The organism is Sagittula salina (assembly GCF_017813235.1).
GTDB lineage: Bacteria > Pseudomonadota > Alphaproteobacteria > Rhodobacterales > Rhodobacteraceae > Sagittula > Sagittula salina.
This window is the reverse complement of the sequence record NZ_JAGISH010000023.1, coordinates 20,578-32,911: the sequence shown is the minus strand read 5'-3', so window position 1 is coordinate 32,911 and position 12,334 is coordinate 20,578. Positions and strand designations below refer to the sequence as shown.

Here is a 12,334-nt window from a genome sequence, read left to right as displayed (position 1 = left end):
CTTCCTGTGCCCATAGTTCGTCTCCTTTGTTGCAGTAAATGCTATCAAAGGAGCGGCATCAAACCGCGACACGTCCAATGTTCAGGAAGGACCGCCCCTTCCGAGCCACGATCCCCCAGTAGTCGCCCTTCAAAACTCAACACTCCTGAAACCCGCGCTACGGCGCGGGTTTTCTTTTGCCTGATGACTGGGAAGCAGCCCCTAGAGGCTGTGCCTCCGTCTGCGCACGCTTATGCTTCGGTGCGCACGCTTTTGCTTTCCCCGCGAAAAGTGGTCGCATAAGGTGTTGAAATTGAACGGTAATTCTGTGCTCCGAATCGGGGTGCGTGAATTTTGCGCATACTATTGCTTCGTTCGACTCATGACTTTATGCCCCGGAAAGATAGAACTTTTCCAGTGCCTTCGATGTTGGTCTGAGGGGGCAGAAAAAGGTTCTTCCGACCTTGCGTCTGGACGGAAAAATGGCCGCGAATTCCCTTTCGGTGCGAAGTGATTTTTTCCGTCTCATGGATGCAGAAAGACCCGCGGTCGTCTAACCGTTTGCGGCTCCCGAGATACTATGGAGCCTTGGGAGCCAGGCGCACTTCCGGACGCTGCCACGAAGGCTGAACCAGAGATGTATCGGTCGCGGTGCAAGGAGGTCGACGGGGACCATACTTCCTTACAGCGGTGAGCTTCAGCAGAGCGTCCCTTTTTTCGTCGCCAGATTCTGATTTGGCCAAACTCCTTTCCGATGAAAAAAGGAGGTTCATGCATGTACCCACAGGACCCCCGCCCCGAACATCTGGGATGGGTCGAGACCGCGCTTCGGGTGGCGAACCCCGACCCGCCGCATCTTCGGATCGCCGCCCAATCGCATGTCGGCCCGCACAAACGCATCGCCTTCGTCGCAGTTCATGGCTTGAGCGATGACCGCGATCTGCGCCAGCGACTCCGCATCGAAGCTGACAACCTTCTTCGCAAGTTCGGCTACACCGTCGAGCTTGAGCACGGCGAGACGTCTATGATGTAGCGCCGAGCCGGCCGGCTTCGGCTCACGATGAAATTCGGATGCTGCGGTACCCTCGCTGTGGCAGTCGCCACGCTTCTTCATAGCGCGGATGTCTTCGACGTGCGGGCGGTTGTGGTACATCGGTCTCTCCGGTGCCGGATCAGGCGGCTTTCAGGTGGCGCTTGAGGTTCTGGGACGGGTCGGCCAATGCGTCGGGACCAACCTGCACACCGCGTTCGATCAGCTTTTTCGAGGATGCGCAGATCCTTGGCGACGGCATTGCCTGGCCCGATCCCCGCCGCGGCGATGAGGTGACCGGCGGCATCGCACTGGAAGACGATGGCCGTGTCGTCGCGTGTCTCGCGGCGGATGCCTGCGCGGGTCATGTCGAACATCCCCGCCACCTGCAGCGTCAGGTCGTACTGGTCGGACCAGAACCACGGCACCTTGGCATAGGCGTCCGCGCCTACCAGCATCGCCACCGCCACATGTGCGCCCTGATCCTGCGCTGCCTTCCAGCTTTCCAGACGCACGCGCGCACCTTTCCATTGGAAATTACAGCAATCGCCGGCGGCAAAGACGTTCGGGTCAGAGGTGCGAAACTGTCCATCCACGACGATGCCATTGTCGACGGCGATCCCCGCCGCCTCGGCCAGCGCTGTCTCGGGCAGCGAGCGCGCCGACACCCGCTATGACGGCGTCGAAGTCGAGAACGCTGCCGTCCTGAAGAGTGATCCTTTGCGCATACGCCGCGGCAACTCCTGTTCCGGTGCGCAGCCTGACACCTTCCGCCGCGTACCGATCACTGACCACAGCCGCGATCTCTTCCGGCACGGCCCGACCCAGCAGGCGCGGGCCGGCCTCGATCACCGTGACCTCGGCCCCGGCATTGCGGGCGGTGGGGGCCAGTTCCAGGCCGATGAAGCCGCCGCCGATGATGCCGATACGCGCACCGGGCGTCAGGCGCGTGTGGATGGCAGCAGCATCCCGGTCGGACCGCAGCGTCAGGCAACCCTCCATCCCCGGAAACACCCTGGCGCGCGCGCCGGTTGCCAGGAGCAGTTTGTCATAGCCCAGCGTCTCGCCGTCGCCCATGACCGCGGAACGGCGCGTCGTGTCGACGCGCGACACCTGAACCCCAACCGAAGGTCGATTCCCTGTTCCGCATAGGCCGCCTCCGGCCGAATCGGTCGGGGCGCGGCACTCGGGTCTTTGGAGAGCGGCGGACGTTCGCAAGGCAGAGCCGTCTCGGCTCCGATCAGCGTGACGGTGCCGTCAAAGCCCTGCTCGCGCAGGGCAAAGGCCGTGCGCACGCCGCATTCTCCCGCGCCAATGATCATGATTGCTGTCATGGCTCAGTTCCTTGCTTGGATGAGCGCAGTCGGCGCGGGCTCAGATTTCGACGAAGACCCGGCCACCTTCGACCTTGGTCGGATAGGTGTGCAGGTTCTCGCAGGCCGGGGGCGTATCGACTTCGCCGGTCGCGGCATTGAAGATCGAGGCGTGCTTGGGGCATTCGATGGTGTTTTCCACCACCAGACCGTCCTCAAGATGAACCTCTTCGTGGGTGCAAAGCCCGTCGGTGCAGTAATAGTTGTCCTTGTGATCGCGGATGATAACGAAGGTGCGCGTTCCGTGATCGAAACGGATCACGTCCTCTTCGTCGATGGCGGTGGCGGCGCAGGCGTCGATCCAGTCGGCCATGGTGGGTCTCCTCTTCAAGAGTGTCTTTGGGGGGTGGTCTGGCCGCGTTCACTGGGCCGGTGTCGCGGCCTTCCTGGCCTTCACGCGCTCCTTCTTGGCGCGGAAGCGGACCTTCATCGCCTCGTCGGCCTCATTCGAGCCGTCGTGCCAGGTGCCGAAGAGCTTGTCCAAGGGCACCGCTCCGTCGCCATAGTTCACCTCGAAATACTTGTGATGCAGGTAGTGGGCGTAGGCGTGGGTATCGACGGCCTTGCCCTCGACGGTCTCGATCTTGTCAAAGCCGATGTGGCCCACAACGGCGCCGGTGCCGGTGACGTGAAGGTGATAGAGCAGCAGCACGGGATGCGACGGCAGGATCAGGTGGATCAGGCTGTCGGACCAGTAGAGCAGGTGTTCGACCGGATGCATCGACAGCGAAGACCAGGGCGACGGGTTGATCGAGTTGTGGTGCACGGAATGGACGTGCTTGTAGAGCCAGGGCGTGTGGATCAGCCGGTGGATGCAGAAGAAATGGGCCTCGTGAACAAGCGGGATCACCAGCCAGAAGACCGCCAGCCAGACCGGGTTGTCGCCGAAGGTTGTCCAGAGGCCGAAATCGTTGGCCCAGGCATGCAGCATCAGCACCTCGTAGGCCGACCAGATCGGCAGGCCGGTGCCGAAGGTGCGCAGGATATTGTCGCGGTTCTGGCTCTTGAACAGGAACACTTCCGAGGGATGCTCGCCCGGGAATTTGCCGTTGTACTTGAAGCGGTCGTTCTGGACGCGTCTGACATAAAGCCAGAGTTCCAGCGCGCCGTAGATCACCACCACGGTCAGGGCGTTGCGCACCAGGATGTAAAGCGCCCAGCCCCAGGAGAGGGTCTCCAAAGTCTCGCGCGACGGCGTGAGCCAGAACCAGAAACCGATGCCGAAGGCCATGAAGATCACGTTGTGCGGCAGGAAATAGCCCGGCAGCCAGGCGATGAACGCCCGCAGGCTGAAGGGCCAGCGGAACAGACCGCCAGTTTCCAGCGGGTTGTTCGGGTGCCAGTTGCCGCGTTTGTCGCGGGTTCCGTATAGCGTGTCGTCCATGATATCCTCCACGGTGCCCCCCTTTGCCACCTGCCGCAAGGCGCGGCTGACTGCCTTTGGGGCGATGTGCTCGAAGTGATCGAATGTTTGGCCGTAGCGCGTCCGGCGCCTGCAAGATCCATACACCGCCAATTGACAGCCTGTCGCGGAGCATATTGATTGAATTCCATCAACGCTATGGGACGGCGAAGCCAAACATTTGAAAGATGGCAGGAAAAGCTTCAGGCAAAGTCACGCTGCAGGATGTTGCGGTCAAGGCCGGGGTCGGATCCGCGACCGTCGACCGGGTGCTCAACGAACGCGGCAACGTCAGCAACGCGGTTCGCATACGGGTCATCGACGCAGCACGCGAGCTTGGATTGCGGCGCATCCTGCCCTCGGCCTATCGCCGCACGGTCCGGGTCAACGTGATCCTGTCGCGGGTCGAGCGGCCGCTTCTGAAACGCATGGCGGCGGAGGTCGGGCGGCTCGGCCAGCGGTTCGACAAGGCGATTGCCATTCACCGGACGCTACTCGGGGATGAGGACCCCCGAACCGTCGCCGCCGCCATGCTGAAGGGCGCATACGACGCGGTGATCGTCTGTGCGCCGGACCACCCGCTTATCCATGAGGCCATTGCTGAGTTGAAGGACCGGACGTGCCCCGTGGTGACGTTGATCTCGGACGTTCCGGGCGCGGCGCGGCTTGCCTATGCCGGAACTGATCACGTCAAGGCCGGGCGCTCAGCGGCCTATTTTCTTGCTCACATGGTTCCGCCCGCCGACCCCTCCGGCAAGGTGATCGTGCTGTGCCATGACGAAGGTTTCCAGGCCCATGCCGAGCGGATCCGCGGGTTCGCCGAACAGCTTGCCTCGGACGGCTCGACCTTGGAGCTGGCGGAGATCGTGCGCGGCGGCGACGATCCGTTGTTGTCCGAGGCCAAGCTGAAAGAGGCGTTCCGCCGCCACCCCGACACCGTCGGACTTTACAATGCCGGGGGCGCCAACCGTGGCGTGATCACTGCGATGGCGGCGAACTTGTTGCCCCGTCGCCCGCTCTTCATCGGGCACGAGCTGACCGGGTTCACCTGGCGCTGCCTGCGCGACGGGCTGATGACCCTGACCATCGATCAAAGCCCGGAGCTTCAGGCGCAATACGCGTTGGAGGTGGTGATGCACCATTACGGTTTCGAAGGTGCGGTGCACGCGAACCCGCCCTATGTCTCGGACGTCCCGATCATCCTTTACGGCCCGCAGAACCTGCCGGATGCGCCTCCCGACTGACGGCGATGGTCTGCGGGGCTCAGGGCCCGCAATTGTACCGGGTGTGAATCGAGATCTGCGTCGCGGCCGGTTCTGACATCTCGGTCCCGCCCAGTCGGCTGCGAATCCACTCCGCCGCCGACGTCACCTCGGCGGTGAAATCGTGCGAGATGACATAGTCCATCACACCGCTTTCAAGCAGCGCGCGCGAGTATTGCGTCAACTCGTGGCCCACGAATATGGTGTCATGGGTCGTGCCGCGATCTTCCAGCGCCTCGGCGACGCCGCGGTTGGCCCCGGCGAGGTTGTAGATGGCCGCCGGGCAGCCGTGCGCCGCGATATAGGCGGCGAGCTGTTCGCGGGTGGTTTCGGTGCTGTCATCCGAAGTCACGCGCTCCTCGATCTTCAGATGCGGGAACTCGCTGCGCAAGACCCGGCGAAACCCCATCTCCCGTTCCTGCTGCGACCGGAACGGGACGCTCATCATCAGCAGGATATTGGTGCGCTTTTCCGGCAGCGCCCGGCCGATCAGCTGGGCGGCGACGCTGCCGGCGGCGTATTGGTCATTGCCGACATAGGCCAGGCGCCGCGACGACGGAAGATCGGTGGTCAGCGTCACGACCGGATGGCCGTTGCCGACCAGTTTGCGCACGGCACGGTTTATCGCCGGGTGTTCGCGCGCAATGACGATGACGCCGTCCGCCTCGACGCCCTCATCCTCGATCTTGCGGGCAAACGGCATCGGGTCCATCTGATTGGTCGAAACATAGTGGCCGTCGATCTGAACGCCCGGCAAGGTGCGGTTGACCCGGTCGACAGCCTGTTCCATCAGCGCATTGAAGGACGCGCCGGAATCGCAATAGAGCCGGAAAGTCAGCGGCCGGTCGGCCGCGCCGCGTTCGACGGATAGTTTCTCGAAGGCGTCCCGCACCCGGCGCCGGGTCTTTTCGCTGACTCCTGGGCGGTTGTTCAGCACCCGGTCGACGGTGGCCGAACCGACACCGGCAACTTCGGCGATCTCGCTGATTGTCGGACCGCGCCAGGGAGTGCTCTTTTCTGCGTCGTACAAGATGTTTCTCCGGCGAGCAGCGCCCGATCTGCATTGCATCGGTGGCGAACAGCATACACGTGGCGCCCCTGTCTTTCGAGGCGTTCCGCATCAGGATTTCTGATGCGAAATACATCAGAAATAGGTAGTCAAACCTGAACAAAGTGATTTTTGCAGCGTCAGAAAAGGCTTAGCCGTGCTTTCGATACGATTTGATGTGAACCACATCAGGTCGCATCGCGTAACAATGTTCGCCGGCGACTGCGCATCTGGTAATCATCTGACAGCCGGCAAACGGGAGGACGACGCCGGCTCTGACCGGGCTGCGTGGGGAAGCGCGGCTTCGGCAAGGTCCGCAAAAATCTGGAATTTTCGACCGGGTCGGTACCGCTTGACCCGAACGGTCGAGATATGTCGAGCCGCAGGTTCGCGGCTGAACTCAAGGGAGGAAATTCGACATGAACTTCACAAAAGCCATTGCAGCGACGGCGACCACCGCACTGATGTCCACCGGCGCAATGGCGCAGGACATCGCCGTTATCGTCGGCTCGGCGCAAGACGGCTTCTGGAACATGGTCAAAAAGGGCGTCGAGGATGCCTCGCTCATGGTCGAGGCCAACGGCGGCTCCGTGAACTTCCTGCAGACGCCGAACTACGACAACTTCGGCCCTGACCTGGTCTCGCTAATCGAGCAGGCGGTCGCGCAGGGCGTCGACGGTATCGCCATCCCGAACTGGCTGCCCGATTCCGAAACCCCGGCTCTGAAGGCCGCGGCGGACCAGGGCATCGCGATCATGTCGTTCAATGCCGGCCAGGAAGAAATGGACGAATACGGGGCGCTGAACTACTTCGGGTCCGACGAGTATCTCGCCGGTGTCGCGGGCGGCAAGTACCTAGCCGAGAACGGCGCCACCAAGATCATGTGCCACATTCAGAACCCGGGCGCTGTCAACCTGGAAACCCGCTGCAACGGCGTAAAGGACGGTGCCGCGGAAGCCGGGGCCGAGACCTACATCCTGCGGGTCCCCGCGAACCTCGACCAGGACATGGTCGGCACCTCCGAGGCCATCAAGTCCGAGCTGATCGCCGATCCGGAAATCGATGCCGTCATCAACCTCGCGGCCTGGGCGGCCGATGCCTCCGCGTCGGCCATCGAGCAGTTGGGCAAGTCCGGCGACGTGCAGCTTGGCACCTTCGACATGTCCGCATCGGTTCTGGAGCGTATCGAAGCCGGCAACCAGACCATGGCGATCGACCAGCAGCCCTACCTGCAGGGCTTCCTGTCGACTTCGATGCTGTTCGCGCACATCAAGTTCGGCACCGAGTTGGCCACAAAGCCCGTTCTGACCGGCCCCGCCATCGTCGACGCGTCGAACGTAGAGACCGCCATCGAAGGCGTGAAGCTCGGCGCCCGCTGAACTTTTCTTCGAATAACCGGACCCGGACCGTACCGGGTCCCCTCTCACGCACCACCCGGGGTGGTGTGATTGCGATATATTCCTGGAGCCAGTTCAATGACCGACACAACTTCCCAAGGCGGTCCCGGAGGAAGCCCAAGCGGCGAAGAGACCGCTTCGAGCTTTTCCCTCGGCGACCTCATGCGCAGCCCTGCATCAGGGGCTTTCATGGGGTTAGCGATGGTGTTCATCGTCTTTGCCATATTCGGTTTTCAGCGCAATTTCCTTTCGGTCGGCGGCGTGTCGACCTGGGTCAACTTTGCCTCGACCGTCGGCATGATCGCGATCCCGGTTGGCTTCCTGATGATCGCGGGCGAGCTTGATATCTCCACCGGAGCGGTGCTTCCGGCCTCGGCCATGACGGTCGCCATCACCTCGGGTTACTACGAAATGCCCATTCTGCTGGGGATCTTCGCATCCCTTGCCGTGGGCGCGCTGATCGGCTTCATCAACGGCATGATCGTGACCCGCACGCAGGTGCCGTCCTTCATCGTCACCCTGGCCACGCTGTTTGCCGTTGCCGGGCTGACGCTGACCCTGTCGATCGTCTTCATCAATACCACCCAGACCTCGCTGAGCGCACCCGACTGGGCCAAGAACCTGTTTGGCGGCCGGCTACTGGGAGGCTTCCGCTCCTCGGTTTTCTGGTGGATCGCGATGATCGTGGGATTCATCTACTTCCTGCACAAGAGCCCTTGGGGCAACTGGGTCTTCGCGCTTGGTGGCGACCAGGAAAGCGCGCGGAACGCGGGCATCCCCGTGCAGCGCCTGAAAATCGGCCTGTTCATGCTGAGCTCCACCTCCACCGCCTTCGCAGGTGTCTTGCAGACCATCCAGTTCAACGCGGCCACCTCGCAGGCGAATTTCGGCATGATCTTCAACACGATCATCGCCTGCGTCGTTGGCGGCCTGCTGCTGACCGGGGGCTTCGGAACGGTGATGGGCATCGTCTTCGGCACCCTGACGCTGGCCGTGGTTCAGCAGGGGATCGGGTATACGGAAATCGACCGCAACCTGTCCTTCCTAATCATCGGCGTGATGCTTCTGATCGCGGTGCTGATGAACGACACCTTCCGCAATCTGGCGACTAGCTGGTCGACAAAGAAGAAGTAAGGAGACCGATAATGTCCAGTGGAAACCCCGTTATCGAACTCCGTAGTGTCGACAAGTCCTTCGGGCCGATCGACGTGCTGCATGAAATCAGCTTGAAGGTCGGTGAGGGCGAAGTTCTCTGCCTCCTGGGAGACAACGGTGCCGGCAAGTCGACCCTCATCAAGACGCTTGCCGGGGTGCACCAGCCCACGCGCGGCGAGATCCTGATGGATGGCCAGCCTACCACCTTCAGCGGCCCGCGCGATGCCCAGGCCCGCGGGATCGCCACGGTCCACCAGTTCGGAGGCACCTACCCGCTGATGTCGGTGGGTCGCAACTTCTTCATGGGAGTGGAGCCGACCCGGAACGTTGGTCCGTTCAAGGTCTTCGACCGGGAAAAGGCCAACCGGATCGCGGTCGAGGAAGTCCAGAAGATGGGGATCACTCGGATCACCGACGGCGACCGGCTGGTCGGCGGCCTGTCGGGCGGCGAGCGTCAGTCGCTGGCCATTGCCCGCGCCGTGCACTTCGGCGCCCGCGTGTTGATCCTCGACGAGCCGACGGCGGCGCTGGGGGTGAAACAGGCCGCCCACGTGCTGCGCATTGTCAATGAAGCAAAGCGGCGCGGCCTGGCGGTGATCTTTATCACCCACCAGGTGATGCACGCGATGGCCGTGGGCGACCACTTTGCCGTGCTGATCCGTGGCGCGATTGCCGCCGATTTCCGCAAGGGCGACAAGACCCGCGAGGAGATCGCCGACCTGATGGCGGGCGGAGAAAGCATGGCGGACCTGGAGGCCAATATCGAGGGCTACATGGAAACCCACGACGGCCACCCGCCGCAACCCGCGGCCTGAGACACCGGGGCGGGCCACGCCGCCCGCCTCACAAACACACCCAATTTCACGTGATCGGGTTGGCCCTCGCGGCAACCCGCCCGGAGGAGACCTGCCATGAGCATCAGACTTGCCGTCATCGGCGCCGGATTGATGGGTGCAGACCACGCGAAGATCGTGGCTGAGGACCTGCCGGGCACCACGCTCCAGGTGATCTGCGACATGGACACCGCCCGCGCCAGGTCGCTGGCTGACAGACTGGGCGCACGGGACGTGGCAAGCGACCCCGAGGCCGCCATCGCCCGCGATGATGTCGATGCGGTGATCATCGCCTCGCCCGACTTCACCCATGCGCCCCTGTCGATAGCCTGCATCCAGGCTGGCAAACGGGTGCTGTGCGAAAAGCCGCTGTCGCAGAAGCCCGTCGAGTGCCTCGACGTCATGGAGGCCGAAATGGCCGCTGGCGCCCGCCACGTCATGCTGGGCTTCATGCGCCGATACGACCAGTCCTATATCGAGATGAAACAGGCGCTGACCGAGGGTACATTGGGCCGCGCGCTGATGATGCACAACTTCCACCGCAACGTGGAAACTCCCGCGGCCGATTTCACCGGCGCGATGGCAATCACCAATTCGGCCCCGCATGAGTTCGACGTGGTGCGCCACGTGCTGAATGCCGAATTCACCTCTGTCACCGCCATGCAGCCGAAGCGCTCGGATGCCCGGGTCGCGCCCGTGGTGATGGTGCTTGAGACGGACGACGGCCAGCTCGTCACCATCGAGGTCAACAACAATGCCGGTTACGGCTACGACGTGCGCGCCGAACTGGTGGGCGAACGCGGCAGTATCGCCATGAACAGCGTGGCCTACAGCCGGACCGATATGAAGCTGGCCTCGTCCACCCGCTACGACGCCGACTGGCGTGGGCGCTATCACGAGGCTTACGTGCGCCAGAACCGCGATTTCCTGCGCTTCGTCGAAACCGGCGACTTCGCCGCCATCGCATCGAATTGCTGGGACGGCTACTGCGCCGCCATTGTCGCCGAAACCGGCGCGAAAGCGCTGGAAACCGGGCAGAAACAGCCGATCCAACTCATGACCAAACCGGAGTTCTACTCCGCAAGCAAAGGAAAAGCCGCATGAAACTCGGCTTCGTTTCAGACAGCCTCGGCGGCATGAGCCGCACCGAGATGCTGGACAACGCAGAGCGCATGGGGGTCTCGGGCATCGAGGTCAACACCTGCGGCTGGTCCACCGCGCCGCATTTCGACCTGAAAGCGATGATGGGCAACAGTCAGGCGCAAAAGGACTTTCAAGCGGAGTTCGACAGTCGGGGGCTGGAGATAATCAGCCTGAACGCCAACGGAAATCCGCTGCACCCGACCGATCCGTCCCAGGCCGAGGGCTTGCGCGACACCATCCGGGTCGCCGGCGAGATGGGGATCACCACGGTCTGCACCATGTCCGGGCTTCCCGCCGGGTCTGCCAACGACACCATGCCCAACTGGGTCGTGTCCTCCTGGCCGCCCGAGACGCAGGAGATCCTGAAATACCAGTGGGAGGAGAAGCTCATCCCGTTCTGGACCGAGATCGCAGGGCTCGCGCGCGAGAATGGAGTCGAGCGCATTGCACTCGAACTGCATGGCAATCAGTGCGTCTACAATACCTCCTCCCTGAGGCGCCTGAGCGAGGCGGTCGGGCCCGTCATCGGGGCCAACCTCGACCCCTCGCACCTTTTCTGGATGGGGGCGGACCCGCTGGCCGCCGCCGATGCGCTTGGCGACCTGATCTACCACGTGCACGCCAAGGACACGCTGCTGAACGTACCCGTTCAGGCCGCCAATTCGCTGCTGGAAAACGGCTCTCTGATGGACATCCCGGCGCGGTCTTGGAGCTATATCACGCTCGGCTTCGGTCATGGCGAGGAATGGTGGCGGCAATTCTGCTACCGGCTCAAGATGGCGGGTTACGACGGCTGGCTCAGTATCGAGCACGAAGACGTTTTGCTCAACTCTCTTGAAGGGCTCGAGAAATCCGTGGCGCTTCTGCAGAACGTGATGCCCGCAGCCCCTGCGGACTACAAACCACAGGATATCTGACATGGCTTTTCAACTTGCCGCCTGCGCCGAGATGCTCTGGCAGGAAAAACCGATCCACTGGCGCGCCGCCCGTCTGAAAGAGATGGGCTTCGGCGTGGGTCTGTGGAACTGGCCCGCATGGGATCTGGAGGAACTTGAAAAGACCGGGGCCGACTTCACCATCATGAACGGCTATCTTCAAGGCCGCCTGACCGACCAGGACGGCGCCGAAATGCTGCTGGCCTCCGCGCGCGAGACCGCCCAGGTCGGCAAGCGGCTGGGCGTTGACCGGCTGAACCTGCACGGCACCGGCCTTGGCGACGGCGGCATCCCGATCGCCCAGCACGGCACCTTTGCGCCGGGGATGGAGTTGCGTGCCCGCGATACGCTCAACCGGATCTGCGACATGGCCGAAGAGGAAGGCGTGACCTTCACCCTGGAAAACCTCAACCCTCTGGATCATCCGGGCTGTCCGTTCGGCTCGACCGAAGCGGTGCTGTCACTGGTCTCTGCCGTGAACCGGCCGCAACTCCGGATCAACCTCGATCTCTATCATACGCAGATTGGCGAAGGCGACCTGATCCGCTGGTGCGAGGCCTGCCTGCCTTGGATCGGCGAGGTGCAGGTGGCCGACAATCCCGGCCGCTGCGAACCGGGCACCGGCGAGATCAATTATCCGCGCATCGCCCGTGCGCTTTCCGAGATGGGCTACGACGGCCCGGTCGCAATGGAAGCCAACGCCAAAGGCGACTCGGACGAGGCTGTCGAAGCCTTCCGCGCCGCCTTCACCCTCTGAGCCCACAAGATTCCTCCAAG

At 62.8% G+C, this 12,334-nt stretch carries 12 protein-coding genes and 1 pseudogene; 7 read left to right on the top strand and 6 right to left on the bottom strand.

All coding sequences use genetic code 11. The features are described from left to right. Window positions 1–748: 748 nt before the first annotated feature. The 5 genes and pseudogenes from J5474_RS21850 to J5474_RS21825 all read right to left on the bottom strand — a co-directional run bounded on the left by J5474_RS21850 (window position 749) and on the right by J5474_RS21825 (window position 3,766). Window positions 749–1,132 carry a hypothetical protein gene (locus J5474_RS21850; protein ID WP_209364080.1) on the bottom strand — a complete coding sequence of 128 codons (384 nt, stop codon included), beginning with the start codon at window positions 1,130–1,132 and terminating at the stop codon, window positions 749–751. After that, entirely contained in the window at window positions 1,090–1,677 is a 588-nt protein-coding gene (locus J5474_RS23060; protein ID WP_209364079.1) for an FAD-dependent oxidoreductase, read from the bottom strand. Before J5474_RS23060 ends, J5474_RS21850 begins: the two co-directional genes overlap by 43 nt. Then, a pseudogene (locus J5474_RS21840) lies at window positions 1,580–2,331 on the bottom strand (NAD(P)/FAD-dependent oxidoreductase). Before J5474_RS21840 ends, J5474_RS23060 begins: the two are co-directional and overlap by 98 nt. 52 nt (window positions 2,332–2,383) lie before the next feature. Then, window positions 2,384–2,695 carry a MocE family 2Fe-2S type ferredoxin gene (locus tag J5474_RS21830; RefSeq protein WP_209364075.1) on the bottom strand — a complete coding sequence of 104 codons (312 nt, stop codon included), beginning with the start codon at window positions 2,693–2,695 and terminating at the stop codon, window positions 2,384–2,386. A gap of 48 nt (window positions 2,696–2,743) precedes the next feature. Further along, window positions 2,744–3,766 carry a sterol desaturase family protein gene (locus J5474_RS21825; RefSeq protein ID WP_209364073.1) on the bottom strand — a complete coding sequence of 341 codons (1,023 nt, stop codon included), beginning with the start codon at window positions 3,764–3,766 and terminating at the stop codon, window positions 2,744–2,746. A gap of 206 nt (window positions 3,767–3,972) precedes the next feature. On the opposite strand from J5474_RS21825, the gene J5474_RS21820 reads away from it, so the two are divergent. Then, entirely contained in the window at window positions 3,973–5,028 is a 1,056-nt protein-coding gene (locus J5474_RS21820; RefSeq protein WP_209364071.1) for a LacI family DNA-binding transcriptional regulator, read from the top strand. Window positions 5,029–5,047: 19 nt separating this feature from the next. On the opposite strand, the gene J5474_RS21815 is transcribed toward J5474_RS21820, so the two are convergent. Next, the gene (locus J5474_RS21815; RefSeq protein WP_209364069.1) at window positions 5,048–6,076 is read right to left on the bottom strand and encodes a LacI family DNA-binding transcriptional regulator; all 1,029 of its coding nucleotides are present in this window, start codon (window positions 6,074–6,076) and stop codon (window positions 5,048–5,050) included. 437 nt (window positions 6,077–6,513) lie between these two features. On the opposite strand from J5474_RS21815, the gene J5474_RS21810 reads away from it, so the two are divergent. The 6 genes from J5474_RS21810 to J5474_RS21785 all read left to right on the top strand — a co-directional run bounded on the left by J5474_RS21810 (window position 6,514) and on the right by J5474_RS21785 (window position 12,314). After that, window positions 6,514–7,473, top strand: a complete 960-nt coding sequence (locus tag J5474_RS21810) for a substrate-binding domain-containing protein (RefSeq protein WP_209364067.1) — start codon at window positions 6,514–6,516, stop codon at window positions 7,471–7,473. A 207-nt stretch (window positions 7,474–7,680) separates the two neighbouring features. Further along, window positions 7,681–8,625, top strand: coding sequence for an ABC transporter permease (locus tag J5474_RS21805; protein WP_245216648.1), 945 nt, complete (start codon window positions 7,681–7,683; stop codon window positions 8,623–8,625). A gap of 11 nt (window positions 8,626–8,636) precedes the next feature. Beyond that, the gene (locus J5474_RS21800; protein WP_209364063.1) at window positions 8,637–9,461 is read left to right on the top strand and encodes an ATP-binding cassette domain-containing protein; all 825 of its coding nucleotides are present in this window, start codon (window positions 8,637–8,639) and stop codon (window positions 9,459–9,461) included. Between the two features lie 96 nt (window positions 9,462–9,557). Further along, entirely contained in the window at window positions 9,558–10,583 is a 1,026-nt protein-coding gene (locus J5474_RS21795) for a Gfo/Idh/MocA family oxidoreductase (RefSeq protein ID WP_209364060.1), read from the top strand. Continuing rightward, window positions 10,580–11,539 (top strand): sugar phosphate isomerase/epimerase family protein, encoded by a 960-nt coding sequence (locus J5474_RS21790; protein WP_209364058.1) that lies wholly within the window; start codon window positions 10,580–10,582, stop codon window positions 11,537–11,539. The genes J5474_RS21795 and J5474_RS21790 overlap by 4 nt, the downstream gene beginning before the upstream one ends. A 1-nt stretch (window position 11,540) precedes the next feature. After that, entirely contained in the window at window positions 11,541–12,314 is a 774-nt protein-coding gene (locus J5474_RS21785) for a TIM barrel protein (protein ID WP_209364056.1), read from the top strand. Window positions 12,315–12,334 lie beyond the last annotated feature (20 nt).

Coding starts and splice junctions, on each gene's coding strand:
- J5474_RS21830 (WP_209364075.1), bottom strand. CDS start 2,695: ATGGCCGACTGGATCGACGCCTGCGCCGCCACCGCCATCGACGAAGAG.
- J5474_RS21785 (WP_209364056.1), top strand. CDS start 11,541: ATGGCTTTTCAACTTGCCGCCTGCGCCGAGATGCTCTGGCAGGAAAAA.
- J5474_RS21825 (WP_209364073.1), bottom strand. CDS start 3,766: ATGGACGACACGCTATACGGAACCCGCGACAAACGCGGCAACTGGCAC.
- J5474_RS21800 (WP_209364063.1), top strand. CDS start 8,637: ATGTCCAGTGGAAACCCCGTTATCGAACTCCGTAGTGTCGACAAGTCC.
- J5474_RS21795 (WP_209364060.1), top strand. CDS start 9,558: ATGAGCATCAGACTTGCCGTCATCGGCGCCGGATTGATGGGTGCAGAC.
- J5474_RS21805 (WP_245216648.1), top strand. CDS start 7,681: ATGGGGTTAGCGATGGTGTTCATCGTCTTTGCCATATTCGGTTTTCAG.
- J5474_RS21790 (WP_209364058.1), top strand. CDS start 10,580: ATGAAACTCGGCTTCGTTTCAGACAGCCTCGGCGGCATGAGCCGCACC.
- J5474_RS21810 (WP_209364067.1), top strand. CDS start 6,514: ATGAACTTCACAAAAGCCATTGCAGCGACGGCGACCACCGCACTGATG.
- J5474_RS21850 (WP_209364080.1), bottom strand. CDS start 1,132: ATGTACCACAACCGCCCGCACGTCGAAGACATCCGCGCTATGAAGAAG.
- J5474_RS21820 (WP_209364071.1), top strand. CDS start 3,973: ATGGCAGGAAAAGCTTCAGGCAAAGTCACGCTGCAGGATGTTGCGGTC.